This is a genomic window from Brachybacterium horti (assembly GCF_054777615.1).
The window spans coordinates 830,279-855,032 of sequence record NZ_BAAHAM010000002.1 but is presented as its reverse complement, the minus strand read 5'-3'; the positions used below and the strand labels follow the sequence as shown (position 1 = coordinate 855,032).

Sequence of the window (24,754 nt, the reverse complement as noted above, 5' to 3'; positions counted from 1 at the left end):
GGGGCAGGCTGTCGCTCGACGGCGCCCGGTCCGGGCAGCCGCGAGCTCCCGGAGGTCCCCATGTCCTTCTACCTGATCACCTTCCCGTCCCGCGCCATGCAGATCCCCGCCGAGGAGCTCCCGGAGGTCGTGGACGCGTCCCACGCGCTCGTCGAGGAGGCGAAGGCCGCCGGTGCGTACCGGTTCGGCGGCGGCATCGACGAGAGCGTGGCGCCCGTGCTGATCGACGCCGACGGCTCACGGCACGACGGGTCGCATCCGCTGCGGGCCCCGCTCGACGGCGGCTACACGGTGCTGGACCTCGCCACGCGGGCGGAGGCGGAGCTGTGGGCCGCGCGCATCGCCGCCGCGTGCCGGTGCCCGCAGGAGCTCTACGTGTTCGGCGAGGACCCGGCCAGCTGAACAGCCCGGCAGTGGGGCAGAGCGCGGTTCCGTCCATGCCCTCTGGACAGCGTGCAGAGCCTGTCACGCCATGCACCCGCTTCAGGGGCTGTTGACATGATGTCGCCCGTCGGCGCCGGAAGGAGACCGGTCAGCCCCTTCCCAGCCCCGTCGTATCGGTGCAGACTGGCTCATCGAGGATTCGTGAACGCAAGGATCGCTCCGCCCTGGTGCGGTTCCCGGGCGATGGCAGAGAGGCTCACGATGAGCACGATCGGAAGCACCCCGACGGACGAGCGCTGGGAGGTCCGGCCCCTCGACGCGACGACATGGGACGACTTCGCCGAGCTCGTGGAGCGCAACGGCGGCGTCTTCGGCGGCTGCTGGTGCATGGGGCACCACGCTACGGCCGAGGGCATCTCGCACCATCAGGTCCCCGGGATCGACAAGAGGGCCGCCAAGGTGGAGCCCCGGACGCTGCCCGTTTGGCGCATCCCCTGCTTCTCCACCGACACGCGCCATCGCCGTGAGGGGATCGCGAGAGCGGGTCTCGCGGGGGCGCTCGACCTCATCGCGGCCGACGGCGGGGGAGTCGTCGAGTCGACGCCGGAGATCGTCGGCGGACGGGCCGCCCACGGGCGATTCCTGTTCCAGGCCTCGGTGGAGCTGTTCGAGGAGCACGGCTTCGAGCGAATACGTCAGCTCGGGAAGTGGGCGTGGCTCGTGCGCCGCACCGTGCCGGCCGCAGCGAAGGGGTAGCGCGCCCGAACCCGCCGCACGGCGTCGTCGCGCCCCGGACACGAAGGAGCCCGGGAGAGTGGCTCTCCCGGGCTCCGGCGATCAGCGGCGGCGGATGCTCAGTGCATCGCCTTCTCCGCAGGGATGCGGTAGTCGCCGTCCGTGACCTCGTCGATGACGTGCCTCTCGTGGTGCGCGTGCTCCATGGCCTCCCGCAGCTCGGCGGGGGAGACGGGGGCGATGCGGTCCTTGAAGAAGAACGAAGTCGCCTTGGCGCGCAGCGCCGAGACGCCGTTCCCGGCCTTGAGGGGACGGAAGTCGTCATGCTGCACGAGGACCCAGCGCTCGAACTCGTCGAGCGGCTCGTGGATCTCGAGCATGTCCCCGGTCTTCGTCCGGACCACACGGGAGGTCTCCTCGCCGTGGAGGACGAGGTTGCGCTTCTGGCGCTGGATCGAGAGGCACAGGCGCTTCGTGATCCAGAACAGCAGCACCGGGGCGACGAAGATCGAGACCCGGAACAGCCACGTCAGGTCGTTGATCGACAGGTGCAGCTTGAGCGCGATGAGGTCGTTCGTCGCGGCCATGGCGAGGATCAGGTAGATGCTGATCCAGGCGACGCCCAGACCCGTGCGGACCGGCGTGTTGTACGGCAGGTCGAGCACGTGGTGCTCGCGGTCGTCACCCGTCACCCATGCCTCGATGAAGGGGTAGAGCGCGAGGAAGGCGAGAAGGCCGCCGTAGATGACCATCGGGAGCAGGATGTTCAGCGAGACGGTGTAGCCGAAGATCGTGAACTCCCAGCCCGGGATCAGGCGGAGGCCGCCGTCGGTCCAGAGCATGTACCAGTCGGGCTGGGATCCCGCGGAGACGGGGGAGGGGTCGTAGGGCCCGTACACCCAGATCGCGTTGATCGCCGTCGTGGCGGAGACCAGGGTGATGATGCCGAAGACGAGGAAGAAGAAGCCGCCGGCCTTCGCGGTGTACACCGGGAACAGCGGGAAGCCCACGACGTTGCGGTCGGTGCGGCCCGGGCCCGGGTAGTGCGCGTGCTTGTGTGCCACCAGCATGACGAGGTGGATCGCGATGAGCCCCAGGATCATGGCGGGCACCAGCAGGATGTGCATGGTGAAGAAGCGCGGGATGATGTTGGTGCCCGGGAACTCGCCGCCGAACAGCAGCATCGAGATGTAGGTGCCCACGATCGGGATCGACTTCATGAGGCCGTCGACCACGCGCAGGCCGTTGCCGGAGAGCACGTCGTCGGGGAGCGAGTAGCCGGTGAAGCCGGCGACCATGCCGAGGACCATGAGGGTGAAGCCCACGAGCCAGTTGAGCTCGCGCGGCTTGCGGAACGCACCGGTGAAGAACACGCGGAACATGTGCACGAAGATCGCGACCATGAACACGAGCGCGGCCCAGTGGTGCATCTGCCGGAACAGCAGTCCGCCCTTGAGCTCGAAGGAGATGTAGAGGGTCGACTCGTAGGCGCGCGACATGTGCGCGCCCTGCAGCGCCTCGTACGGCCCGTCGTACTCGACCTCGGTCATGGACGGGTCGAAGAACATCGTCAGGAACGTGCCCGAGATCAGCAGGATGACGAAGCTGTACAGCGCCACCTCGCCGAACATGAAGGACCAGTGGTCGGGGAAGATCTTCCGCGCGAAGAACTTCACCAGGCCGCCGCCGCCGACGCGCTCGTCGAGCCAGTCGCCACCGACGGCGCCGAGCTTCATCACGCGTCCGGGCTTCTCGCCGGCGCTCTGCGTCCGGGAATCAGAAGTCGTGGTCGTCACGTGATCACTTGTCCTTGTGGATGTCCCAGAAGCTGGGACCGATCGGCTCGGGGAAGTCTCCGGTGGCCACGAGGTAGCCCTCGGCGTCGACCTCGATCGGGAGCTGGGGGAGCGGGCGGTGCGCCGGGCCGAAGATGACCTTCGCGCCGTCCGTGACGTCGAACGTGGACTGGTGGCACGGGCAGAGCATGTGGTGCGTCTGCTGCTCGTAGAGGGCCACCGGGCAGCCGACGTGGGTGCAGATCTTCGAGAAGACCAGGATGCCCTCATGGCCGTTGGCGAGGCTCTCCTCGTTCTTGCCGAGGGCGGGATCGATGCGGACGATCACCGCTGCGGCCTTCGCACGCTCCTCGAGGAAGTGCTCGGTCTCCTCGGTGAGGTCCTCCGGCATGACGTGGAAGATCGAGTTCATGGCGACGTCGGCGGCGCGGATGGGGGTGCCGTCGTGGTCGCGGGCCAGGCGCATGCCGGCCTTCCAGAACGTGTGGTGCAGCTTGTTCCCCGGGAGCGGGCCCAGCGTCGAGAGCGGGGCGAGCACGGCGATCGGCAGCGCCGCGAGCGCAGCGACCATCGTCGTGACGATCAGCGGGCGGCGGCCGATGCCGGACTCCTGGAGGCCGTCGGTGATGATCGACGCGGCGGCCTGGCGGGTCTCGTCGGAGCCTCGCAGGGCGTGGCGCTCCTCGACCATCTCCTCGTCGGGCATGAGGGTCTTGGCCCAGTGCACCGCGGCGGCGCCGATGAAGAACACCGCGATCGCGAGGCCGAGGCCCGTGATGAGGTTCGACCACCACACCGCGCGGGTGGAGCCCTCCTCCGCGAAGATGTTCGTCCCGGTCGGCGTCACGAGGAAGTATGCCGCGATGAACACCGCGGTGCCGAGGACGGAGAGGAGGAAGAGGCCCGCGACCACGCGCTCGGCGCGACGCTCGGCGCGCTTGTCGGAGTCGGCCTGGCGGTGGACATGAGGGGCGAGACCCGGATTCGGGAACCCGCCGCCCTCCTTCGGGGCGATGGCGCTGACCCCGCGAGCGGGGGAGCTGCCGTCGAGATTGTCGTTCATGTGCTCGTTCACTTGGCCTTCGCCCCCAGCCACGTGGCCGTGCCGAGGAGAAGGGCGAGGATGATGGTCCAGGCGTAGAGGCCCTCGGTGACGGGACCGAGCGAGCCCAGGGAGATGCCGCCGGGGGAGCCGGTCTCCTCGAGGGAGCGGAGGTACGTGACCACGTCACGCTTGTCCTCGGCGGAGAGGTTCGTGTCGTTGAAGACCGGCATGTTCTGCGGGCCGGTCTCCATGGCCTCGTAGATGTGCTTCGCCTCGACGCCCTCGAGGGTCGGGGCGAACTTGCCGCGGGTCAGCGCGCCGCCGGCGCCGGCCGCGTTGTGGCACATGGCGCAGTTGATGCGGAAGATCTCGCCGCCGTTGGTCGCGTCGCCCTGCTCGGTGTCGAGGTACTCGTCCTCCGGCACCGACGGACCGGGGCCGAGGGAGGCGACGTAGGCCGCGAGCTGACGGGTCTGCTCGTCGTCCATCTGCGTGGGCTTGCGCATGGCCTGGGCGCCGGAGTTCTCCATGGGCATGCGGCCGGTGCCGACCTGGAAGTCGACGGCGGCGGCGCCCACACCGATCAGTGACGGGCCGAGCGTGTTGCCGTCCGCGTCGGTGAGGCCCTCGGCGTTGGTGCCGTGGCAGGTCGCGCAGTTCGCGAGGAACAGCGCCTTGCCGGCGTCCACGTCCTCCTGCGTGTAGGCCTCGGCCTGGGCCGTGCGCGGCTGGAAGGCGGCGTACAGCCCGCCGGTCGCGACGAGCGCGAGCAGCAGGATCACGAGTAGCGCCATCGGGTGATGGCGACGTGCGGCGAGTGCCTTCACGGTTCGAACCTCGATTCGTGGAGGGGACGAGCGGGGGAGGGAGGGGAGAAGCCGGTGGGACGGGCGACCGTGGGGCGGGCGACCGGACCGCGGATCAGAAGATGGTCCAGTCGAAGCTGACCGGGACGATGTGATCCGGGCTGATGGCGGTCATCATCGGATCGAGCATGTAGACGATGAAGAACAGGCCGATCCACACCACGTCCACGAAGTGCCAGTAGTAGGAGAGGCAGATGACGGAGATCTGCTCGTGCTGCGTGAACTTCTTCGAGGACCACAGGCGCACCATCACGAGCAGGAAGGTGACGAGGCCGCCGAGGACGTGCAGCCCGTGGAAGCCGGTGGCGAGGTAGAAGATCGACGCGAAGGGCGAGGACGAGAGCGTCACGCCCTTGTGGACGAGCTCCGTGTACTCGAACGCCTGGCCGGAGATGAAGAAGGCGCCCATGAGGAAGGTGAGGACGAACCACTCGATCGCACCCCAGCCGGCGATGTTGAAGATCGAGCCGGTGCGGCGCTTGCGCGGCGGGAAGACCTTCTTGCCGAGACGACCCTCTGCCATGAACACACCCATCTGGCAGGTCACCGAGCTGAGCACCAGGATCGTGGTGTTCAGCAGCGCGAAGCCGTGGGTGAAGTTCGCCTGGCCGTCCGCGAACGTGTCCGGCACCGAGGATCGCAGCGTGAAGAACATCGCGAACAGGGCGCCGAAGAACATCAGCTCGCTCGAGAGCCAGACGATCGTGCCGATCTGCGTCGGGTTGGGGCGGCCGACGGCTGCTGTGGCAGCGGCGGCAGGGCGCTCAGGCAGGGTCGCAGTAGTCACGTCACCATTATGTCGTGCGGTCAGATTCGGTGGGTGCGGCTCACGACTCCCGCGCCCACTGCAGGGCACCGCCCTGACGGACCCCGCCAGCATATCCCTCCTGACGGCCTGTCACGAACCGGGACACGCGCCCGACGTCCCAGGTGGGCGGCCACTGCTGGTCCGGGGCCCGCCGCACGCGGGGCGGCGCCGCGTCCCGGGGGTCGGGGTCGTGACGAGCATCCCACCCGCTCGTGGCCCGACACAGGGGATCCGAGGCGTGGGAGCCGTCGCACCCGGGCCCCGCCTGGTGGGAGGATCGTGCCATGAGCGCTGTCCCTGCCCTCCCCATCACCTGGTCCCGGATCATCGGCCGTCTCGTGCGCCGCGAGGAGCTGGACGGCGCCGAGGCCGGCTGGGCCATGGACGAGGTCTTCTCCGGCGGTGCCACCCCCGTGCAGCTCGCCGGCTTCCTCGTCGCGCTCCAGGCCAAGGGGGTCACGAGCACGGAGCTCGAGGCCCTCGCCGACGCGATGATCGCCCACGCGCGGCCCGTCTCGCTTCCGGAGCGGGCGATCGACATCGTCGGCACCGGCGGCGACCTCGCCCACACCGTCAACATCTCGACGATGGCCTCGGTCGTCATCGCGGCGAGCGGGCGCACGGTCGTCAAGCACGGCAATCGCGCCTCGACCTCGAAGTCGGGCTCCGCCGACGTCCTCGAGGCCCTCGGCGTGCGCCTGGACCTCCCGGTGCCACAGGTGGAGGCGCTCGTCGAGGAGATCGGTATGACCTTCCTCTTCGCGCAGGTCTTCCATCCCTCGATGCGCTTCGCGGCGGAGGCCCGCAAGGGCCTCGGCATCCCGACCGTCATGAACATCCTGGGGCCGATCACCAACCCCGGACGCCCCCGGGCGAGCGCCGTCGGCGTGGCGGATCCCCTCATCGCCCCGACCGTCGCCGGCGTCTTCGCGGCACGGGGGACCTCGGCGCTCGTCTTCCGCGGTCAGGACGGGCTCGACGAGCTGACGGTCACCGCCCCGTCGGACGTCTGGGAGGTGCGCGGGGGAGAGGTGCGCGAGCACGTGCTCGACCCCGTCGCGCTGCTCGACGTCCCCCGCGCGGGGCACGACGCGCTCCGCGGCGGCACCGCCGAGGAGAACGCCCAGGTGGCGCGCGACGTCTTCGACGGGGTCCGGAGCGGGAGGCTCGAAGCCGTGCGTCACGCGGTGCTGCTCAACGCGGCGGCCGGGATCCAGGCCCATGACGGGATCGATCTCCCGGCGGAGGGAGGCTTCAAGGAGCGCTTCGCCGCCGCCTTCGCCGAGGCCGAGGCGACCCTCGAGGCGGGCGGGGCCTCCGACCTCGTCGATCGGTGGGCCCGCGCCTCCCAGCGGGCGCAGGCCGAGGGCTGATCCTCCGGGGCGACCGGAGGGGGAATCCGCTCCGGTCAGCCGTCGAGGCCGAGGTCGAAGGCCGCGTCGAGATCCTGCTTGGAGTAGGTGCGGAAGGCGATGTTGGTCGAGGTGTCGACGATGCCCTCGACCTTCCCCAGCCGGTCCGCGATGACGTCGGCGAGGTCCTCGTGGGCCCGGACGCGGACCACCGCGATGAGGTCCACGTCCCCGGTCACCGAGTAGACCTGCTCGACCCCGTCGATGTCGACGACGGCCTGGGCCACCTCCGGGATGCGCTGGGGCTGCACGACGATCGAGACGATGGCGGTGATCATGGGGCTCCTCCTGGGACGACGGGCCGCTCCCGGCCCGGGCGCGGGAGGACGGCATGCTGTGCCGACCCTATGCCCCGGCGGAGTCCGCGTCGGGCTCCTCGTCCGCGTCCCTTCCGGTGTCGGTGCTCTCGTCATGATCGGGAGCGGTCCTCGCGAACCGCTCCGCGAGGGCCTCGGCGTCGAAGCGGGCGCGCGCCGGCTGCTGCCACGTGCCCTCGACGAGCACTGTGCGCACGCCCTCGCCCTCGAGCCACCCCAGCAGGATCTCCGCCTCCTGATGATGGCCCTGGCACATCGGCGCCGGGACGGGGAGATCGGGGTCGCGGCGCGCCGCGAGCTCCTGCGCGGCGGCGACCGGGTCCGTGGACCACGGGACGAGCGCGGTGGCCGCGAAGGCGCCGTTCCGCACCGCCAGCAGCTCCCACCCGCGGCCGCCGATCACCGGCTCCGAGCTCGGCCGCGCCGCCACGAGGAGGTCGACCGCTCCGATCGCGCGGAGCCGGGATGCCCTCCGCGCGGCGGCGAGATAGGTGAGGGTCGTGCGGCGAAGCCGCTCCGCCTCCTCGTAGCGGCCCGCCGCGACGTGCGCCCGCAGTCGGCCGGCGACGTGGTCGAGGACCTCGGAGGGGTCCTCGAGCAGCGCGCGGCGGATCCGCGCGCGATGACCGCCCTCGAGGGGAGTCCCGGACGCCCCGTGCTGCTCGAGCGCGCGGCCGCGCCCCATGACCGCATCGGTGAGCAGGGCCTTGAGGGGCTCGAGGTCGTGGCGGCTCACGAGCGGTCCGATCTGCGCGGAGCCGTCCTCCTCGGGACGGGCGAGCCGCGCGGCGCGCAGCCCCTCGCGCCCCGGCCCGAGCCGGAGCCAGAGCGCCTTCTCGGGGGTGAGGCCCTGGCGGTTCGACGGGGGCTTCTCCGCGGCGATCATCCGCAGCTCCCGGACCGACGCCTCCGTGGGGGTCCGGCACTCGAGGATCCGCACCTGCTCCGCCCGCGGGAGCATGTCGAGCACCTTGCGCCGCGTCTCCGCTGCCGTGAAGTACGTGCGCACGCGGGAGCGGAGGTTGCGGGAGGTGCCGACGTAGAGCGCGTTCCCCGCGATGTCGACGAAGGAGTAGACCCCCGGAACCGCCGGGATCCCCTCAGCGAGGTGCTTCTTGCGCATCTGCGCGGGGCTCGTGCGCCGGTGGGCGGATCCGAGGTCCTCCAGGGTCCCCGCCGCCGGGCCGAGCCGCGCGATGATCGCGTGCAGGACGTCCACGGTCGCGCGGGCGTCGGAGAGCGCGCGGTGATCGGGGGTGACGGAGGCGCCGACGTGCGCCGCGAGGGTGCCCAGCTTGTGATCGCGCACCTCGTCGCGCCGGAAGACCGTCCGGGCGAGCGCGAGGGTGTCCAGGACCGTCGGGCGAGGCCAGGTGAGCTCGAGCCGGGCGGCATGGGCGGTGAGGAAGCCGACGTCGAAGCGGGCGTTGTGGGCCACGAGCGCCGCGTCCCCCACGAAGTCGAGGAACATCGGCAGCACCGTCCCGATCACGGGGGCGTCGCGCACCGTCGCGTCGCTGATCCCCGTCAGCGCCGCCACATACGCGGGGATCGGCCGCTGCGGGTCCACGAAGCTGCGGAACTCCCCGAGCACCTCCCCTCCGCGCACCTTCACCGCGCCGATCTCGGTGATGCCGTCCGTGCTCGGATCCGTCCCGGTGGTCTCGAGGTCGACGACCACGAGCGTCGCCTCCGCGAGCGGGGTGCCGAGGTCCTCGAAGCTCATCTGTCGGCGGCGGGCGGGCATGGCGGCAGACTACGACGGGGCCCTGACGAGCGGGTGGGGACCACCGGCCGTCAGGGCCCCGTCGGGACCGGGACGCTCAGGCGCGGGGCCGGGAGTAGATGCCCTCGATGACCTCGGAGAAGTCCTTGACGACGATGTTCCGCTTGAGCTTCAGCGAGGGCGTGAGGTAGCCGTTCTCCTCGGTGAAGTCCGTGTCGATGACCTCGAACACGCGGATCGACTCGGCCCGCGAGACGGTCTGGTTCGCGCGGTCCACGGCCGTCTGCAGCTCCGCGTGGATGCGCTCGTCCTTCGCGGCCTCGGCGACGGTCATCTCCGGGAGCCCGTTGTTCCGCAGCCAGGTCGGCAGCATCTCCTCGTCGAGGGTGAGGACGGCGGCGACGAACGGCTTCTGATCGCCCACGACCATGCACTGGCTGATCAGCGGGTGCGAGCGCAGCACGTCCTCGAGCGGCGCGGGGGAGACGTTCTTGCCGCCCGCGGTGACGATGAGCTCCTTGGTGCGCCCGGTGATCGAGAGGGAGCCCTCCTCGTCGAGGGAGCCGAGGTCACCGGTGTGGAACCAGCCGTCCTGGAGCGCCTCGGCCGTCGCCTCGGGGTTGTCGTGGTAGCCCTTGAACACCATGACGCCCTTGACCAGGATCTCGCCGCTGTCGGCGATCGCCACGGCGGAGCCCGGCAGCGGCGGGCCGACGGTGCCCGGCTTCACGTCCCAGGGCATGTTCACCGCGACGGGCGCGGTGGTCTCGGTGAGGCCGTAGCCCTCGAGGATCGTCACGCCGATGCCGCGGAAGAAGTGCGCGAGGCGCTCGCCGAGCGGGGCGCCGCCCGAGACGGCCCAGCTCACCTGACCGCCCATCGCGTTGCGCAGCGTCGAGTAGACGAGGCGGTCGAACAGGGCGTGGCGGAGCCGGAGCGTGACGGGCACCGATCCGGCCATCTTCGCGCGGGACCAGGCGATGGCGGTCTCCGCGGCCATGGCGAAGATCTTCCCCTTGCCGCCGGCGACGGCCTTCGCCTCCGCGCCGTTGTAGACCTTCTCGAACACGCGCGGCACGGCGAGCAGGAAGGTCGGGCGGAAGGCCTCGAGGTCCGGCAGCAGGTTCTTGGTGTCCGGGGTGAACGCCGTGGTCGCCGGGTGCGAGACGGCGAGCACCGTGAGCAGGCGCGCGAAGACGTGCGCGAGCGGGAGGAACATGAGCATCCGCGACCCCGGGGGCAGGACGATGTCGCCGAGCAGGGTCACCGCGCTGCGGGTGGTGTCCACGAAGTTGCCGTGCGTGAGCTCCACACCCTTGGGCCGGCCGGTCGTGCCGGAGGTGTAGATGATCGTGGCGACGTCGGCGAGCGACTGGGACGTGCGACGGGCCTCGAGCTCCTCGTCGGTCACCTTCGCGCCGCGCTCCTTGAGGACGTCGAGGATGCCGTCCTCGAGCACGCCGATCTGCTCGAGCGCGGGGAGCTCGCCGCGCACGGACTCCATGTCCTCGCGGTGACGGGCCTGCTCGACGATCGCGAAGCGCACCCCGGAGTTCGAGGCGATCCACTGGATCTGGCTGGGGGAGGAGGTCTCGTAGATCGGCACGGGGACGCCGCCGATCCACCAGGTGGCCCAGTCCACGAGGGTCCACTCGTAGGAGGTCCGGGCGAGGATCGCGACCGCGTCGCCGACCTGCATCCCGGAGGCCATCAGGCCCTTCGCCACCGCGCGCACCTCGTCGAGGAACTCCTGGCCGGACATCGGCACGAAGGCCCCGGCGTCGTCCCGACGCTCGAAGACCGGGATCGAGGGGTGGGACGCCACCCTCCCCAGCAGAAGGTCCGTGATGTTCTCGTCCTCGCGGCTGGTGTGCTGGGCGGCCGTGCCGTACTGCTTCATCGAATCTCCTTCGATCCGGGTCGTGCCCCCGCTCCGCGAGCGGCGCGGGCGTCCGGATGCGCTGGTGGGGGTCGAGGCGAGTGTACGGCAGGGCACCGTACGATGTGGGCGGCCAGCCGGCCGGACGACCTGGATGACTTGGACGACGTGGAAGGGGAGCCATGCTCTCGATCGGTGTGGACATCGGCGGCACGAAGATCGCGGCGGGCGTGGTCGACGAGGACGGACGCATCATCGCCTCGACCACCCGACGCACCCCGGCCACCGATGCCGAGCTCATCGAGGCGGGTGTGGCGGACGCCGTCACCGAGCTGCGGGCGCAGCACGAGGTCGTGGGCGTCGGGGTGGGGGCCGCGGGCTTCGTGGACGCCGACCGTCGCGTGGTGCGCTTCGCCGCGAACCTCGCCTGGCGCGACCGGGCGCTCGCGGAGCACCTCGAGACCGCCACCGGCCTGCCCGTCGTCGTCGAGAACGACGCGAACGCGGCCGGCTGGGCGGAGTACCGCTTCGGCGCCGCGCGCGACGCGGCCCACATGCTCATGGTCACGGTCGGCACGGGCCTCGGCGGTGCCGTCGTCCTGGACGGCCGCATGCTGCGGGGCAGCGGCGGATTCGCCGGCGAGATCGCGCACATGACCGCCGTGCCCGACGGCCAGTGGTGCGGCTGCGGCCGCCGCGGCTGCCTCGAGCAGTACACCTCCGGCACCGCCCTCGTGCGGTCGGCGAAGCACCGGGCGGCGATCGGCGACCCGGTCATGGAACCGCTCGTCGCCGCCGCCGGCGGGGACCGGGAGGAGATCACGGGACCGCTCGTCACGCGCCTCGCGCAGCAGGGGGATCCGGGGTCGGTGGATCTCCTCCACGACCTGGGCACGGCGCTCGGCCGGGGCGTCGCCTCGATCGCGGCGCTGCTGGACCCCGGGGCGATCGTCGTGGGCGGCGGCGTCGCCGCGGCCGGCGACCTGCTGCTCGAGCCGGCGCGCGCCGCCTACGAGGCGGACGTCACCGCGCGGATGCACCGTCCGATGCCCACCTGGGCGATCGCCGCGATGGGCAACGAGGCAGGGATCGTCGGAGCGGCGGACCTCGCCCGCTGAGGCGCCGCGGGACGGACGCGCGAGGGGATCAGAGCTCGATCCCCTCGTCGTCCCCCGTCCGGCGGGTGGGCACCTGCAGCAGCAGCGCGATCAGCCCGCCCACGGCGATCAGCCCGCCGAGACCGCCGAGCCAGGCCGGCAGGGTCGCGGAGACGGTCGCGACGAGCAGCAGCACGAGCCCGCCGACGAGCGCCGTCCAGGACCACAGCATGGGGGAGGACGCCGGCTCGAGGTCGGGGTCCGGCGGCACGAAGTCGCCGAGCAGGGCGGCCTCCTCCTCGTCCTCGGCCTCCCGGTCCCCGGGAGCGGGGCGCGCGCCCGCCGAGGGGTGAGCGGCGCGGGCACGGGCACGGGACGCCTCGCTCGTCACGGCGGGGGCGTCGTCCGTCCCGCCCTCCCACGGGTCCACGTCCTCGTCACGCCGGGCGGAGTCCTCCGCGGCCGGCTCGCGGGGCGCCTCGCCGGGGCCCACCACGAGCCCCTCGTCGGCGAGCATCCGCGAGAACTCGGCGTCGACGTCCCGGTCCTCCGGGCGCTCCTCCCGCGGCGCGGTCACGTCGGCCGCCCGGGAGCGGGGACGTGCCGGTCCAGGAACGCCGCCGAGCGCGCGAAGAGCAGCTCCGCGTCGTGGTCCAGCGGCGCCAGGTGATAGCTGCGGGGGAGCGGCAGGCGCTCGACGGGGCCGCTCACGCCGGACGCCACGATGTCGCTGTCGCTCGCCGGGACGGTGTGGTCCTGCGGCGAGGTCGCCAGCAGCAGCGGGACCTCGACCGCGCCGAGACCGGACCGGGTGCGGGCGAAGAGCCGGCGGAGCTGGGCGACGGCCCGCGTGGGCGTGCGGTCGTAGGCCTCCTCCACGGCGCCGGGCAGGGCGACGTCCGAGCCGATCGGGGCGACGGAGCGCACGACGGGGGCGATCACCCCTGCGACGCGGGCGACCGGGGGCACGGTCATTCCCGGGTTCACGGCGACGAGCGCCGCGATCCTCCCGCGCAGCTCCGGGTCCTCCCCGAGGGCGAGGGTCAGCGCGCCGCCCATCGACAGCCCGCCGATCGCGATCGGGCCGTGGTCCTCGGAGAGCGCGAGCGCCGCGTCCCGCAGGGCGCCGTACCAGTCCTGCCAGGTGGTGCCCGCGAGGTCCTGCCAGCGCGTGGCGTGGCCGGGCAGCAGCGGCAGCTCGACCTCCCAGCCGCGCTCCGCGTGGTGCTCCGCCCAGGGCCGAAGCGACTGCGGCGATCCCGTGAACCCGTGGCACAGGAGCAGCCCGCCGCGGGGGCTAGAGTGACCCCGCGCACGCCACGGCCGGGACAGTTCGCTGAACGTCATGTGCCCATCGTCGCACCCGCGCCCGCGTGCTTCATCACGGGCCCCTTCCCCGACCCCGGGCCGACCGCCCGCGGGAGCACCCCGCCGCCCCAGGAGGAGACCGGATGCTCTACGACATCGCCAAAGGACCGGTGCGGACCGTGATCCGCGTCGTGTGGCGACCCGACCTGCGCGGCGCCGACCGCATTCCCACGACCGGCCCCGTCGTGCTCGCGTCGAACCACTGCGCCTACTCCGACACCGTCATCCTCCCCGCGCTCATCGAGCGCACCGTCCACTTCCTCGGCAAGTCGGACATGTTCTCGAGCCGTTCGGCGGCCGGACGGCTCGGCGGCTGGATCATGCGCCAGCTCCGGGTGATGCCCGTGGACCGTGCCGGGGGCAGCGCCTCGGAGGCCGCGATCGGCGCCGGGCTCGCGGTGCTGAGGTCCGGCGGCGTGCTCGGCATCTACCCGGAGGGGACGCGCAGCCCGGACGGCCGGCTGCACCGCGGCAAGACGGGCGTCGCACGGCTCGCGCTCGCCGTGGACGCTCCGATCGTGCCGGTCGCGATGATCGGCAGCTTCGAGGCCCAGCGGGACCGCCGGTTCCTCCCGCGGCGTCACCCGCGGATCCGGGTGCTGGTGGGGGAGCCGATCGACGCGTCCGCGATCGCCCGATCGCTCGGCGACGCGGAGAGCGCCGTCGTGCTCCGCGCCGTGACCGACGCGGTCATGGACGCCATCGCGGAGATGTCCGGGCAGGAGCGGGTCGACGAGTACGCCGGTGACGTCAAGCGCCGCCTGCGAGAGGCGGGGAGCGCGACCTCCCCGGGGGGCCGCCGCCCCTGAGCGCGCTCGCCGCGCGGTCGGACCTCCGACGTCCGGGCCGCCCACGGTCCGAGGCCCGGACCGTGGGCGGGAGAGCTCCGCGGGGCCCGTACCCTGTGGGGGTGACCCAGTTCAGTCCCGATGCCCCTGCCCGCGCCCACTCCTTCACGCTCTCGGCGGCCGACGACGGCCTCGCTGCGCTCGGGGGCTGGCGCGAGTATCCGCGGGTCCAGCAGCCGACGTGGCCGTCGGAGGACGCCCGCGCACAGGTCTTCGACCGTCTGCGCTCCGCGCCGCCGCTGGTCTTCGCCGGTGAGGTGGACGTGCTGCGCTCGCGGCTCGCGGCCGCCGCGCAGGGCGAGGCGTTCCTGCTCCAGGGCGGGGACTGCGCGGAGACCTTCGCGGACTCCACCGCGGACAGGATCCGCAACAAGATCCGCACGATCCTGCAGATGTCCGCGGTGCTCACCTACGGCGCGTCCGTGCCGGTGGTGAAGATGGGCCGCATGGCGGGCCAGTTCGCCAAGCCCCGCTCCTCGGACACCGAGACCCGTGACGGCGTCACCCTGCCGACCTACCGCGGTGACGCCGTGAACGCCTACGCGTTCACGGAGGAGTCGCGACTCCCGGACCCGCAGCGCCTGTGGGAGACCTACACGACGAGCGCCTCGACGCTGAACCTGCTGCGCGCGTTCACGGGCGGCGGGTTCGCGGATCTCCGCGAGGTGCACTCGTGGAACCGCGGCTTCACGTCGGGCCCCGGCTACGACCGCTACGAGGAGCTCGCCGGTCAGATCGACAAGGCGATCCGGTTCATGGACGCGATCGGCGCGGACTTCGACTCGCTCAAGGTCGTCGAGTTCTTCTCCTCCCACGAGGCGCTGCTGCTCGACTACGAGGAGGCGCTGTCCCGCGTGGACTCGCGGACGGGCGAGATCTACGGCTGCTCGGGCCACTTCCTGTGGATCGGTGAGCGCACCCGCCAGCTCGACGGCGCCCACGTGGACTTCATGTCCAAGCTGCGCAACCCGATCGGTGTCAAGCTCGGGCCGAACGCCTCGGTCGACGACGCGCTGCGTCTGATCGACCGCCTCGATCCCGACCGTGAGCCGGGACGCCTGACCTTCATCACCCGGATGGGCGCCGACAGGATCCGCGACGCGCTCCCGGCGCTCGTCGAGGGCGTCCGCGACGCGGGTGCCCGGCCGGCATGGGTCACCGACCCGATGCACGGGAACACGATCACCTCGTCCAACGGCTACAAGACCCGCCGCTTCGAGGACATCCTCGACGAGGTCGTGGGCTTCTTCGAGGTGCACCAGTCGCTCGGCACGGTCCCGGGCGGTCTCCACATGGAGCTCACCGGCGACGACGTGACCGAGGTGCTCGGCGGCAGCGGCCACATCGACGAGGCGGGTCTCGAGCGGCGCTACGAGACGCTCGTGGATCCTCGTCTGAACCACCAGCAGTCCCTCGAGCTCGCCTTCCTCGTGGCGGAGATGCTCTCCCGACGCTGAGCCGGCACGACGCCCGGCTGCACGCAGGGGCGGTGCGATCCTCGGATCGCACCGCCCCTGCGTCGTCCCGGGAGCGGGAGGCTCAGAAGACCGAGATGGTGACCGTGGAGCCCTTGGCGACCTGGTCGCCGGCGGTCGCGGACTGCTGGTAGACGAGGCCGAAGGCGGGGTCGCCCTTGGGGTGCTCCACGGAGACCTTCAGGCCGGCGGCCTCGAGCGTCGAGCGCGCATCCGCCTCGGACTTCTTGAAGACGTCGGGGACCGTGACCATCTCGGGTCCCTGCGAGATCACGAGGTTCACCGTGTCCCCACGGTGGAGGGTGCCGGAGGCCGGGGACTGGGAGACGACCGAGCCCTTGGGCACGCTGCTCGAGTGGGCGCTCGAGGTGGTGACCGTGAACCCGGCCGCCTCGAGCGCGCTGCGGGCGGCGTCCGCGCCGCGGCCGGTCTGATCGCTCACCGCGATCGGCACCCGGCCCTGGGAGACGACGACGTGGACCTCCCCGCCCTTCGGCAGCGAGTCCGCCTCCTGGCTCTGGGAGATGATCTCGCCCTTCGCGACGGTCTCGGAGTACTCCGGGTCGTCCTCGACGAGCACGAGGTTCTGCGCCTCGGCCGCGTCGCGCGCCTCGTCCACGCCGAGCCCCGTGAGATCGGGGACCTCGAAGACCTGCTCGCCGCGCGAGACGACGAGCTCCACCGCGGTCCCCTTCTTCACGACGCCCCCGCTGCTGGGGCTCGCGGTGATGACGTGGCCGGCGGGGACCGTGTCGTCGTAGCGCTCGACGGTGCGGACGGTGAGATCGGCGGAGTCGAGAGCCTGCTCGGCGTCGGTGAGCTGGGTCCCCACGAGCACCGGGATCGTGCGGTCGGCCCCGGGGCCGGTGTTCGCGTACCAGTCGACACCGCTCCAGGCGCCGGTGCCGAGCGCCGCGACGAGCGATCCGATCGCGAGCATCGCGGCCGGACGCGAGCGGCGACGCGCCGCGAGCGGCAGGTGGCGCCCTCGCCGGGCGCGGGGTGCACGCATGACGACGGTCCGCGGAGGCTCGTCCGCGCCCTCGCCGTGTCCGTCGGAGGGGACGTCGTCCCCGGCATCCCCGGTCCCGGTCGTCGCCCCGTCGCCGTCCTCACCCGGAGGGAGGGCGGTCCGGCCGGTATCGGCCCCGTCATCGGGGAGCGGCTCGGGGCCGACCGCCGCACTCGCACGTGGACCGGCGTCGGCGGCGGTGTCGGTCCCGGGCACGTCGACGTCGGGGGCCTCCGCGGCGAAGGGGCGCGGCCCGGTGCGCAGGGACGCGAGCGCCTCGTCGAGCCGCGCGGTCGCCAGGCGCACCTCGCCCGTGCTGGTGTCCGGTCCGTTCTCGAGCGAGCGCGGCCGGGTGGCGAGCACCCCGGCCGGGAGGGTCCGGCGCAGGTCCTGGACGCTGCGGAGCAGCTCGGCGGCGCTCGAGGGACGGTGCTCGACCGTGCGCGAGCTCGCCCAGGTGATGAGCGAGTCGAGCTCGGTGGGCACGCCCTCGACGCGGCCCGAGGGGGCGGGGATGTCCTCGTGGACGTGCTGGAAGGCGATGTGCACGGGCTGGTCGCCGGTGAAGGGCTGCACGCCGGTGAGCATCTCGAAGAGCACGACCCCGAGCGAGTACAGATCGCTGCGCTCGTCCATCTGCCCGCGCGTGACGACCTCGGGGCTGATGTACGCGACCGTGCCGAGCAGTGTCGCGCTCGCGGACGAGTTCGAGGTGCCGATCGCGCGCGCCAGCCCGAAGTCGGCGACCTTCACCGTCCCCTCGCGGTCGATGAGGATGTTCTCGGGCTTGATGTCGCGGTGCACGATCCCCGCGGCATGGGCGGCGACGAGCGCCTGGAGGGTCTGTGCGGTGACGTCGAGCGCATCCCCCACGGTGAGGCGCCCCTGGTCGGCGATGCGGGAGCGGAGGGTCACGCCCTCGACGAGCTCCATCGCGAGGTAGATGCGGTCCTCGTCCTCGCCCTGGTCGAAGACGCCCACGACGTTGCGGTGCGCGAGGCGGGCCGCGGCGCGCGCCTCCCGGCCGAAGCGCCGGCGGAAGTTCTCGTCGGTCGCGAGGTGGGGATGCATGATCTTGAGCGCCACGACACGGTCGAGGCGCTGGTCATGACCGCGATACACGGTGGCCATGCCGCCGCGCGCGATCGGCTCCTCGACCCGGTAGCGGTCATCGAGGAGCAGGCTGATGCCGGGGGAAGTCGACGTCGCCGCGCTCACGAGGCCCACTGTAGGTCGGGCAACCGGGGAGGATCATGTGCGACACGGCGGCGGAGCGACCGGGATGCCCCGTGATGTCGGGAACACCCCGTGCGGCCGCACGGCCCGCGGCAGGCGCCGGGAGCGGCGCTGTGGCACCCTGGAGGACGTGGACGACCTCGAGAACCTCATCACCCAGTGGCTCCCCCTGCCCGACGTCGCCGAGCGCCTCGATGTCGAGGTCTCCCAGGTGCGACGGCTCATCGAGGAGGGGAAGCTCGTCGCCGTCCGCCGCGGCGACCCCGTGGTCCGCTCGGTCCCCGAGGAGCTGCTCGTCGACGGCGAGATCGCACCGCACCTCGCCGGGACGATCACCCTGCTGCGCGACGGCGGCTTCTCCGATGTCGAGCTGCTGGCCTGGCTCTTCCAGGCGGATGACACGCTCCCGGGGCGGCCGATCGACCAGCTCCGGGCCGGACAGCGCGGAGAGGTGCGCCGGCGCGCGCAGGCGCTCGCCTTCTGACCGCCCGCTGACGGCCCGCCGCCCCGTGGCCGGCCAGGAGCCGGGGCTCCCGCTCAGCCGCCGATCGACTCCACGTCGGTCGCGGAGTCCGCGATCGACTGCAGCCCGGTGACGCCCAGCGCTCCCAGCTCGCCGCCCTCCGCGGCCCGGGAGAGGATCGACCGGGCCCGCTCCGCGGCGGCGCGCACATCACGCACGACAGAGTCCACCGCGCCCGTCCGCACCATGAGCTCCTGCACCGCCGTGACGTCCTCGGCCGCGGCATCGGGCCTCCCGACGGTGCGCTCGAGCAGGCGGCGGCCCGCCGCGTCCGTCGCGGCCACCGTGCGAGCCAGGAGCACGGTGCGCTTCCCCTCGGCCACGTCACCGCCGATCGGCTTCCCGGTCGCGTCGGCGTCGCCCACGACGCTGAGCAGGTCGTCGCGCAGCTGGAAGGCGGTGCCGATCTCGGCGGCCCAGGTCGACAGCAGCTCGAGCGCCTCCGTCCCCGCGCCCATGAGCGCGGCTCCGGCGCGGACGGGGCGCAGCACCGTGTAGGGGACCGTCTTCCACCGGATCACGGCGAGCGCGGCCTCCTCCTCCGAGGAAGCGGACGTGAAGCCGCCCGCCTGGTGGAGGACGTCGAGGTACTGGCCGCTCATGACCTCCGTGCGCAGGCGCGCGAACTCGACCGCGGCGGCGGCGGGACGGGGGCCCGCGCCCGGGGACGCGACCTCGGCGGCGAGCTGCTCGGACCAGCTGAGCGCGAGATCGCCCAGGACGATCGCGGTCGCGATGCCGAAGTCCGCGGCGGAGCCGTCCAGGCCCCGTTCGCGGTGCGAGGTCGCCGCCTCGACGTGGAGGGCGGGGCGCCCGCGACGGGTGGGGGAGTGGTCGATGACGTCGTCGTGCATGAGAGCGGCGGCCTGGACGAGCTCGATCGCCGTGCCGAGCGCGGCGAGACGCGACACCTCGTCCTCGTCGGGGGCGCGGTCGAGCGCCGCGATCCCGCCCCAGAAGCAGAAGCGCGGGCGCAGCAGCTTGCCGCCTGCGAGGTAGTCCTCGACCACGCCGACGAGCTCCTCGGCCTCGGGGGCGACGGCGCCGAGGTGGGCGCGGTGCGCGGCGAAGGTGCGCTCCCGGCTCTGCGCGATCGCGGCGACGAGCTGCGCGTCCAGCGCCTGGGGTGCGGTCGTGGTGCCGGTGGGTCCAGCGGAAGTCATCGGGGCGTTCCTCCGTACGGTGCGTCCCTTGATCCTCCCACGCCCCGCCGGGGCCTTTCCTCCCCAACGTCCCGGCGTCCACACCGTCGGCCGTGCCTCCCCGGGCCGGGCCGGCACCGGTCAGGGTCGGGACATGACCACCCACGTCCCTGCGGCCGACGGCCCCCGCGCCCTCCGCCTCCACGACCCCGCCGAGCTCCTCGCCGGCATCCGCCTCTCCTTCGGCGAGCCGATCGCCGACGCCCTCGTGCTCGTCGGCCACGCCGGCGACGGCGGCACGCCCGTGCTCGCCCGCTCCGACCTGGTGACCCTGCTCGTCCCCGATGCCGAGCTCCAGCTGCGCCACCAGCTGGCCCTGCTGAGGGAGCAGGGCTGCACCGCCGCCGCGGGGGTCCTCGTGATCGGCGACGGCCGGGAGAGCCTGCTCCCCGGCCTCGTCGAGGACGCCGCGCTGTTCCTGGGCCCGCTGCTCCTGGGCGCCGCCCGGGACGAGGCGTGCTTCGCCCTCGGCCCGATGTGGGTGGTCGGCGACGGGACGGGCGTCGAGGTGATGCTCGGCGAGCGCTCCGGGTCGTGCGTCGAGGTCCTGGTCTCCCCTCCCCGGAGGCTCCGGGACTTCGAGGAGACGGACGTCGCCGTGCGGGCCGTCCTCTCCGGGGAGTCGCTCGTCGCACCGGTGACCGCAGGTCCCGGGCTCGAGGAGCTCGGGCGGTCGCTGCGCCTGGGCGGCGAGCGGATGCCCGCCTTCGGACGCCCCGGGGACGCGCGCCTCGTGCAGTTGCTCGAGCGCAGCGGGGACACGATCGCGCGCCGCTGCGGCCCCGGCCCGGCGGGAGGTCACGACGGCTCGGTGACGGACTGTGAACACCTCGAGGAGCTGCTCAGCGCACTCGCCCTGGACAGCGTGCACTGGGCGGTCATCGGGATCTGCGCCGACCGGGGACGCGAGGGGCGGGTCCCGCGCGACGAGCTCCTCCAGGCGATCGCGAGCGACCCGGATCTCCGACCCCACCCCGACGTCTGTGCAGGTGGGAGGTGGTACGAGACGCTCGAGGGGCTGCGGATCCTCGCGCTCGCCGCGCAGGGGTCCGGGGACGCGGAGCATCGCGGGACCGCTGCGGCGGCGTGGAAGGGGGCGACCATCGCCCTCACGGTCCTGGCCTGGTGGAACCATCGCGGCGCGACGGCCGGGCATCTCGTGGAGGAGCTCCGGATCCACGATCCCGCCTCCACTCTGGCACCCTTGCTGACGCGCCTGATCGACACCCCGATCCGCCCGGCCTGGTGGCCGGAGCGCTGAGGAGGGCGCCGGACGAGAGGAGAGCGAGGCGGTGACCATGATCGGCGAGCGGAGGCCAGCCGCGGTGACCCTGCAGGACGACCGCGCACTCTCCGGCGGCGCGTGGCGCCCCGAGCTGGGCCCCGGGCACCGGAGCTTCGCGGGGATCGGCGATCTCCCCCTCGAGAGCGGCGACGTCCTCGCGGACGTCACGATGGCCTACGAGACCTGGGGGACGCTCGACGAGGACCGCGGCAACGTCGTGCTCGTCCTGCACGCGCTCACCGGTGACTCGCACGTCATCGGCGCCCAGGACGCGTCCCACCCGAGCCCCGGCTGGTGGGAGGACCTCATCGGCCCCGGGAAGGCGATCGACACCGACCGCTGGTTCGTCATCGCCCCGAACGTGCTCGGCGGCTGCCAGGGCAGCACCGGGCCCAGCAGCCCGGCACCCGACGGCAGGCCCTACGGCTCGCGGTTCCCCCTGCTGACCGTCCGTGACCAGGTGGCCGCGGAGCGGGCGCTGTGGGAACACCTCGGCCTCCTCGACCTCGCCCTGGTCATCGGCGGGTCGATGGGCGGCATGCGGGCGATCGAGTGGGCGTGCACCCACCCCGGGTCCGTGCAGCGCCTCGCCGTCATCGCCTCCTCCGCCCGGGCGAGCGCGGACCAGATCGCCTGGAACAGCGCGCAGATCGCCGCGATCCGCGCCGACGCCGGCTTCCACGGCGGCGACTACTACGACCTGCCGGCGGAGGAGGGGCCGCATCGCGGGCTCGGCGTCGCCCGCCGGATCGCCCACACCACGTACCGCACGGCCTCCGAGCTCGAGTCGCGCTTCGGGAACCAGGCGCAGCCGGGGGAGGACCCCTTCCGCGGCACGGGCCGCCACCAGGTGACGAGCTATCTCGACCACCACGCGGCGAAGCTCTCCCGACGCTTCGACGCGAACTCCTACCTCGTGCTGGCCCAGGCGATGAACACCCACGACGTCGGCCGCGGCCGGGGAGGCACCGCCGCGGCGCTCGCCGCTGTGCGGGCGCGCTCGCTCGTCATCGCGATCGACTCCGACCGGCTCTTCCCGCCCGCCCTCGTCGAGGAGACGGCGCGGTACGTCCCGGACGCCGCCTGGCACGTGGCCTCCTCGCCCGTCGGGCACGACGCCTTCCTGCTCGCGCACCCCGATCTGGACGAGTGGATCGCCCGCCTGCTGGCCAGCTAGGCTGGCGGGGCCGGATCGGCGCGGAGTCGTCGCGGACCGGTCCGCAAGCAGCGCACCCGCAGGAGGTTCACGCATGACGATCGTCGTGGGATTCACCCCGTCCGGCCAGGGGATGGCCGCGCTCGCGGCCGCCGTGCGCGAGGCGCGCCGCGGACGGGACGAGCTCGTCGTCGCCTCCCACACGTACCACCACCCCGAGCACGGCCCCGCCGTCGCCGGGGAGGAGGAGACGCGAAGCGCGCTCGCCGAGGTCGGGGGTGAGGACGTGGACTGGTCGCTCCGCCGCAGCGGGGACCAGGAGGACGTGGGGGAGTTCCTGCTCTCCGCCGCCGCGGAGTCCTCCGCGCGACTCCTCGTGATCGGACTGCGGCGGAAGTCGCCGATCGGCAAGCTGAACCTCGGTGTCGCGGCCCGGCGCGTGGTGCTCGGCGCCGACATCCCTGTGCTCGCCGTCAAGGACGAGACCCCGTCCGGCGCCCTCGCCTCCTGAGCGTCTCCGCCCCCGGGCTCGTCGCGCCTGCCGGCGCCGTCCCCGTCGGTCGGCCGAGGCCCGCGCCACCGGCACCCGCCGCTTCGGGACCACGGGAATAGACCGTGCCCGGAGACGTTATACTTTCCAGGCTTGACGGCACCGTGCCTTCGTGCGCCATGAACCCGGTGGGGACCGGGACGGAGTGAGGCGCCGGTATCCGTCAGCCGCGCGAGAAGACCGAACGCCACAGCGCGCTCGCACCGCAGGGTGCAGCGCCGGAAGAAGGAACTCTGTGACCTCCTCCAAGACCCTTGAGACCACCGCCGACACCACGACCGAGGTGGATGTGCAGGCCGAGGAGACCCCTGCCGCCGGCACCGCGGCGAAGAAGACCGCCGCGAAGCGCGCCGGGGCGAAGACCACCGCCAAGAAGCCCGCCGCCAAGAAGGCCACCGCCAAGAAGGCGGCCGCGAAGGCCTCCGGTGAGGAGCCCGAGGTCGAGGAGCCCGAGGCCGAGGAGGCCGACGAGGCCACGGCGGAGAACACCGCCGCCGATGCCAAGGTCGAGGACCGCGGCGGCTTCGTGTTCAACGCGTCCGAGGACGATGCCCCCGCGCAGCAGGTCGTCACGGCCGGTGCGACCGCGGACCCGGTCAAGGACTACCTCAAGCAGATCGGCAAGGTCGCGCTGCTGAACGCCGCGCAGGAGGTCGAGCTCGCCGAGCGCATCGAGGCCGGCCTGTTCGCCGAGCAGCTGCTCAAGCGCGACGAGTCGATCGTCAAGACCAAGCAGGGCCGTGAGCTCGGCATGATCGCCGAGGACGGCCGCGCCGCGAAGGACCACCTGCTCGAGGCGAACCTCCGTCTCGTCGTGTCCCTCGCCAAGCGCTACACCGGTCGCGGCATGCTCTTCCTGGACCTCATCCAGGAGGGCAACCTGGGCCTCATCCGCGCCGTCGAGAAGTTCGACTACGCCAAGGGCTACAAGTTCTCCACCTACGCCACCTGGTGGATCCGCCAGGCGATCACGCGCGCCATGGCCGATCAGGCTCGCACGATCCGCATCCCGGTGCACATGGTCGAGGTCATCAACAAGCTCGCCCGCGTGCAGCGCCAGATGCTCCAGGACCTGGGCCGCGAGCCCACCCCGGAGGAGCTCGCCAAGGAGCTCGACATGACCCCGGAGAAGGTCGTCGAGGTCCAGAAGTACGGTCGCGAGCCGATCTCCCTGCACACCCCGCTGGGCGAGGACGGCGACAGCGAGTTCGGCGACCTCATCGAGGACTCCGAGGCGGTCGTCCCCGCGGACGCCGTGAGCTTCACCCTCCTCCAGGAGCAGCTCCACTCGGTGCTCGACACCCTCTCCGAGCGCGAGGCGGGCGTGGTCTCGATGCGCTTCGGCCTCGAGGACGGTCAGCCCAAGACCCTCGACGAGATCGGCAAGGTCTACGGCGTGACCCGTGAGCGGATCCGTCAGATCGAGTCGAAGACGATGAGCAAGCTCCGTCACCCCTCGCGCTCGCAGGTCCTGCGCGACTACCTCGACTGAGCCCCGCGCTCCCGGCCCTCGCGGCCAGGTCGCACGAGACGGCGCCGGCACCCTGTGAAGGGGGCCGGCGCCGTTCCGTATCGGTGGCTGAGGCTGGAGCAGGGGAGACGGGACGAGGGCGCCCACCATCAGGTGGACGCCCTCGGATGCTCGGGTCCCGCAGGGGACGGGAGATCAGTCCTCGACCGGCTCCGGCTTCGCGTGGAGGCGCTCGGTCTGGTCGATGACCTCGGAGGCGATGTCCTTCAGGGCATCGCCGTGGGCGCGGGCGTGGTGCGCGCAGAACAGCAGCTCGCCGCCGGCCTGCAGCACCACCTTGACGTACGCCTGGGCACCGCAGCGATCGCAGCGGTCCTTCGCCGTCAGGCGGGGGGCTTCGAGAGTGAGGTTCATGGGTCCTTTTGTAGCACCTGGGCCCGCGCGGGGGGGAGGGACTCGTGACCTGGTTCGCCAGGGGCGCAACACCCTGTGACCCCGGTCCCCGTCGTGCCTGCGTGGGCGACGCCGACGGCGTGCGGGAGCGGGCAATGCCAGGCCCGGAG

23 protein-coding genes are annotated in these 24,754 nt (G+C 72.5%); 11 read left to right on the top strand and 12 right to left on the bottom strand.

What is annotated here, in order from left to right; translation table 11 throughout:
- Positions 1 to 60: 60 nt before the first annotated feature.
- Together ACYVAP_RS09115 and ACYVAP_RS09110 are read left to right on the top strand one after the other, a co-directional pair.
- Complete coding sequence (locus tag ACYVAP_RS09115) at positions 61 to 402, top strand: YciI family protein (RefSeq protein WP_498860396.1); 342 nt, start codon at positions 61 to 63, stop codon at positions 400 to 402.
- A gap of 243 nt (positions 403 to 645) precedes the next feature.
- Entirely contained in the window at positions 646 to 1,140 is a 495-nt protein-coding gene (locus ACYVAP_RS09110) for a GNAT family N-acetyltransferase (RefSeq protein WP_498860395.1), read from the top strand.
- Positions 1,141 to 1,238: 98 nt separating this feature from the next.
- Here ACYVAP_RS09110 and qcrB read toward each other — a convergent pair whose 3' ends face one another.
- From qcrB to ctaE, 4 genes are all read right to left on the bottom strand, one after another.
- Positions 1,239 to 2,915, bottom strand: a complete 1,677-nt coding sequence (qcrB, locus tag ACYVAP_RS09105) for a cytochrome bc1 complex cytochrome b subunit (RefSeq protein ID WP_264449192.1) — start codon at positions 2,913 to 2,915, stop codon at positions 1,239 to 1,241.
- Between the two features lie 4 nt (positions 2,916 to 2,919).
- Positions 2,920 to 3,978 (bottom strand): cytochrome bc1 complex Rieske iron-sulfur subunit, encoded by a 1,059-nt coding sequence (gene qcrA, locus ACYVAP_RS09100; protein WP_264449191.1) that lies wholly within the window; start codon positions 3,976 to 3,978, stop codon positions 2,920 to 2,922.
- An 8-nt stretch (positions 3,979 to 3,986) separates the two neighbouring features.
- Positions 3,987 to 4,787 carry a cytochrome bc1 complex diheme cytochrome c subunit gene (qcrC, locus tag ACYVAP_RS09095; RefSeq protein ID WP_264449190.1) on the bottom strand — a complete coding sequence of 267 codons (801 nt, stop codon included), beginning with the start codon at positions 4,785 to 4,787 and terminating at the stop codon, positions 3,987 to 3,989.
- Positions 4,788 to 4,881: 94 nt separating this feature from the next.
- Positions 4,882 to 5,613, bottom strand: a complete 732-nt coding sequence (gene ctaE, locus ACYVAP_RS09090) for an aa3-type cytochrome oxidase subunit III (RefSeq protein WP_264449189.1) — start codon at positions 5,611 to 5,613, stop codon at positions 4,882 to 4,884.
- A gap of 305 nt (positions 5,614 to 5,918) precedes the next feature.
- On the opposite strand from ctaE, the gene trpD reads away from it, so the two are divergent.
- Positions 5,919 to 7,007, top strand: coding sequence for an anthranilate phosphoribosyltransferase (gene trpD / locus ACYVAP_RS09085; RefSeq protein ID WP_498860394.1), 1,089 nt, complete (start codon positions 5,919 to 5,921; stop codon positions 7,005 to 7,007).
- A gap of 35 nt (positions 7,008 to 7,042) precedes the next feature.
- Here trpD and ACYVAP_RS09080 read toward each other — a convergent pair whose 3' ends face one another.
- From ACYVAP_RS09080 to ACYVAP_RS09070, 3 genes are all read right to left on the bottom strand, one after another.
- The gene (locus ACYVAP_RS09080; protein ID WP_137770941.1) at positions 7,043 to 7,324 is read right to left on the bottom strand and encodes an Lrp/AsnC family transcriptional regulator; all 282 of its coding nucleotides are present in this window, start codon (positions 7,322 to 7,324) and stop codon (positions 7,043 to 7,045) included.
- 67 nt (positions 7,325 to 7,391) lie between these two features.
- A complete protein-coding gene (locus ACYVAP_RS09075; RefSeq protein ID WP_498860393.1) occupies positions 7,392 to 9,110 on the bottom strand; it encodes a DEDD exonuclease domain-containing protein in 1,719 nt (572 codons plus the stop codon).
- A 76-nt stretch (positions 9,111 to 9,186) separates the two neighbouring features.
- Positions 9,187 to 10,989, bottom strand: a complete 1,803-nt coding sequence (locus ACYVAP_RS09070) for an AMP-dependent synthetase/ligase (protein ID WP_498860392.1) — start codon at positions 10,987 to 10,989, stop codon at positions 9,187 to 9,189.
- Positions 10,990 to 11,150: 161 nt separating this feature from the next.
- Between ACYVAP_RS09070 and ACYVAP_RS09065 the strand changes: the two genes are divergently transcribed.
- Positions 11,151 to 12,086, top strand: a complete 936-nt coding sequence (locus ACYVAP_RS09065; RefSeq protein ID WP_137770938.1) for an ROK family glucokinase — start codon at positions 11,151 to 11,153, stop codon at positions 12,084 to 12,086.
- 28 nt (positions 12,087 to 12,114) lie between these two features.
- On the opposite strand, the gene ACYVAP_RS09060 is transcribed toward ACYVAP_RS09065, so the two are convergent.
- Positions 12,115 to 12,642 carry a hypothetical protein gene (locus tag ACYVAP_RS09060; RefSeq protein ID WP_498860391.1) on the bottom strand — a complete coding sequence of 176 codons (528 nt, stop codon included), beginning with the start codon at positions 12,640 to 12,642 and terminating at the stop codon, positions 12,115 to 12,117.
- Entirely contained in the window at positions 12,639 to 13,412 is a 774-nt protein-coding gene (locus ACYVAP_RS09055) for an alpha/beta hydrolase (RefSeq protein ID WP_343904772.1), read from the bottom strand. Before ACYVAP_RS09055 ends, ACYVAP_RS09060 begins: the two co-directional genes overlap by 4 nt.
- Positions 13,413 to 13,516: 104 nt before the next feature.
- Between ACYVAP_RS09055 and ACYVAP_RS09050 the strand changes: the two genes are divergently transcribed.
- Positions 13,517 to 14,242: a lysophospholipid acyltransferase family protein gene (locus ACYVAP_RS09050; RefSeq protein ID WP_498860390.1), complete on the top strand. Its 726-nt coding sequence runs from the start codon at positions 13,517 to 13,519 to the stop codon at positions 14,240 to 14,242.
- A gap of 101 nt (positions 14,243 to 14,343) precedes the next feature.
- Entirely contained in the window at positions 14,344 to 15,738 is a 1,395-nt protein-coding gene (locus ACYVAP_RS09045) for a class II 3-deoxy-7-phosphoheptulonate synthase (protein WP_168198099.1), read from the top strand.
- A gap of 82 nt (positions 15,739 to 15,820) precedes the next feature.
- Here ACYVAP_RS09045 and ACYVAP_RS09040 read toward each other — a convergent pair whose 3' ends face one another.
- Positions 15,821 to 17,986: a PASTA domain-containing protein gene (locus ACYVAP_RS09040; RefSeq protein ID WP_498860389.1), complete on the bottom strand. Its 2,166-nt coding sequence runs from the start codon at positions 17,984 to 17,986 to the stop codon at positions 15,821 to 15,823.
- Positions 17,987 to 18,134: 148 nt separating this feature from the next.
- On the opposite strand from ACYVAP_RS09040, the gene ACYVAP_RS09035 reads away from it, so the two are divergent.
- Positions 18,135 to 18,488 (top strand): Rv2175c family DNA-binding protein, encoded by a 354-nt coding sequence (locus ACYVAP_RS09035; protein WP_343904777.1) that lies wholly within the window; start codon positions 18,135 to 18,137, stop codon positions 18,486 to 18,488.
- Positions 18,489 to 18,541: 53 nt separating this feature from the next.
- Here ACYVAP_RS09035 and ACYVAP_RS09030 read toward each other — a convergent pair whose 3' ends face one another.
- Entirely contained in the window at positions 18,542 to 19,690 is a 1,149-nt protein-coding gene (locus ACYVAP_RS09030; protein WP_498860388.1) for a polyprenyl synthetase family protein, read from the bottom strand.
- A gap of 133 nt (positions 19,691 to 19,823) precedes the next feature.
- Between ACYVAP_RS09030 and ACYVAP_RS09025 the strand changes: the two genes are divergently transcribed.
- The 4 genes from ACYVAP_RS09025 to ACYVAP_RS09010 all read left to right on the top strand — a co-directional run bounded on the left by ACYVAP_RS09025 (position 19,824) and on the right by ACYVAP_RS09010 (position 24,212).
- Complete coding sequence (locus ACYVAP_RS09025) at positions 19,824 to 20,990, top strand: hypothetical protein (protein ID WP_498860387.1); 1,167 nt, start codon at positions 19,824 to 19,826, stop codon at positions 20,988 to 20,990.
- 37 nt (positions 20,991 to 21,027) lie between these two features.
- Entirely contained in the window at positions 21,028 to 22,191 is a 1,164-nt protein-coding gene (metX, locus tag ACYVAP_RS09020) for a homoserine O-acetyltransferase MetX (protein WP_498860442.1), read from the top strand.
- A gap of 73 nt (positions 22,192 to 22,264) precedes the next feature.
- On the top strand, positions 22,265 to 22,681 hold the full coding sequence (locus ACYVAP_RS09015) for a universal stress protein (protein ID WP_498860386.1): 417 nt from the start codon (positions 22,265 to 22,267) through the stop codon (positions 22,679 to 22,681).
- A 184-nt stretch (positions 22,682 to 22,865) separates the two neighbouring features.
- On the top strand, positions 22,866 to 24,212 hold the full coding sequence (locus tag ACYVAP_RS09010) for an RNA polymerase sigma factor (RefSeq protein WP_498860385.1): 1,347 nt from the start codon (positions 22,866 to 22,868) through the stop codon (positions 24,210 to 24,212).
- Between the two features lie 174 nt (positions 24,213 to 24,386).
- Here ACYVAP_RS09010 and ACYVAP_RS09005 read toward each other — a convergent pair whose 3' ends face one another.
- Positions 24,387 to 24,605 carry a DUF7455 domain-containing protein gene (locus ACYVAP_RS09005; protein WP_498860384.1) on the bottom strand — a complete coding sequence of 73 codons (219 nt, stop codon included), beginning with the start codon at positions 24,603 to 24,605 and terminating at the stop codon, positions 24,387 to 24,389.
- Positions 24,606 to 24,754 lie beyond the last annotated feature (149 nt).

Bases quoted from the DNA above. Each gene is read 5' to 3' on its own strand.
- ACYVAP_RS09115 (WP_498860396.1), top strand. From the start codon at position 61: ATGTCCTTCTACCTGATCACCTTCCCGTCCCGCGCCATGCAGATCCCC.
- ACYVAP_RS09110 (WP_498860395.1), top strand. From the start codon at position 646: ATGAGCACGATCGGAAGCACCCCGACGGACGAGCGCTGGGAGGTCCGG.
- qcrA (WP_264449191.1), bottom strand. From the start codon at position 3,978: ATGAACGACAATCTCGACGGCAGCTCCCCCGCTCGCGGGGTCAGCGCC.
- trpD (WP_498860394.1), top strand. From the start codon at position 5,919: ATGAGCGCTGTCCCTGCCCTCCCCATCACCTGGTCCCGGATCATCGGC.
- ACYVAP_RS09080 (WP_137770941.1), bottom strand. From the start codon at position 7,324: ATGATCACCGCCATCGTCTCGATCGTCGTGCAGCCCCAGCGCATCCCG.
- ACYVAP_RS09075 (WP_498860393.1), bottom strand. From the start codon at position 9,110: ATGCCCGCCCGCCGCCGACAGATGAGCTTCGAGGACCTCGGCACCCCG.
- ACYVAP_RS09070 (WP_498860392.1), bottom strand. From the start codon at position 10,989: ATGAAGCAGTACGGCACGGCCGCCCAGCACACCAGCCGCGAGGACGAG.
- ACYVAP_RS09065 (WP_137770938.1), top strand. From the start codon at position 11,151: ATGCTCTCGATCGGTGTGGACATCGGCGGCACGAAGATCGCGGCGGGC.
- ACYVAP_RS09055 (WP_343904772.1), bottom strand. From the start codon at position 13,412: ATGACGTTCAGCGAACTGTCCCGGCCGTGGCGTGCGCGGGGTCACTCT.
- ACYVAP_RS09050 (WP_498860390.1), top strand. From the start codon at position 13,517: ATGCTCTACGACATCGCCAAAGGACCGGTGCGGACCGTGATCCGCGTC.
- ACYVAP_RS09030 (WP_498860388.1), bottom strand. From the start codon at position 19,690: ATGACTTCCGCTGGACCCACCGGCACCACGACCGCACCCCAGGCGCTG.
- ACYVAP_RS09025 (WP_498860387.1), top strand. From the start codon at position 19,824: ATGACCACCCACGTCCCTGCGGCCGACGGCCCCCGCGCCCTCCGCCTC.
- metX (WP_498860442.1), top strand. From the start codon at position 21,028: ATGATCGGCGAGCGGAGGCCAGCCGCGGTGACCCTGCAGGACGACCGC.
- ACYVAP_RS09015 (WP_498860386.1), top strand. From the start codon at position 22,265: ATGACGATCGTCGTGGGATTCACCCCGTCCGGCCAGGGGATGGCCGCG.
- ACYVAP_RS09005 (WP_498860384.1), bottom strand. From the start codon at position 24,605: ATGAACCTCACTCTCGAAGCCCCCCGCCTGACGGCGAAGGACCGCTGC.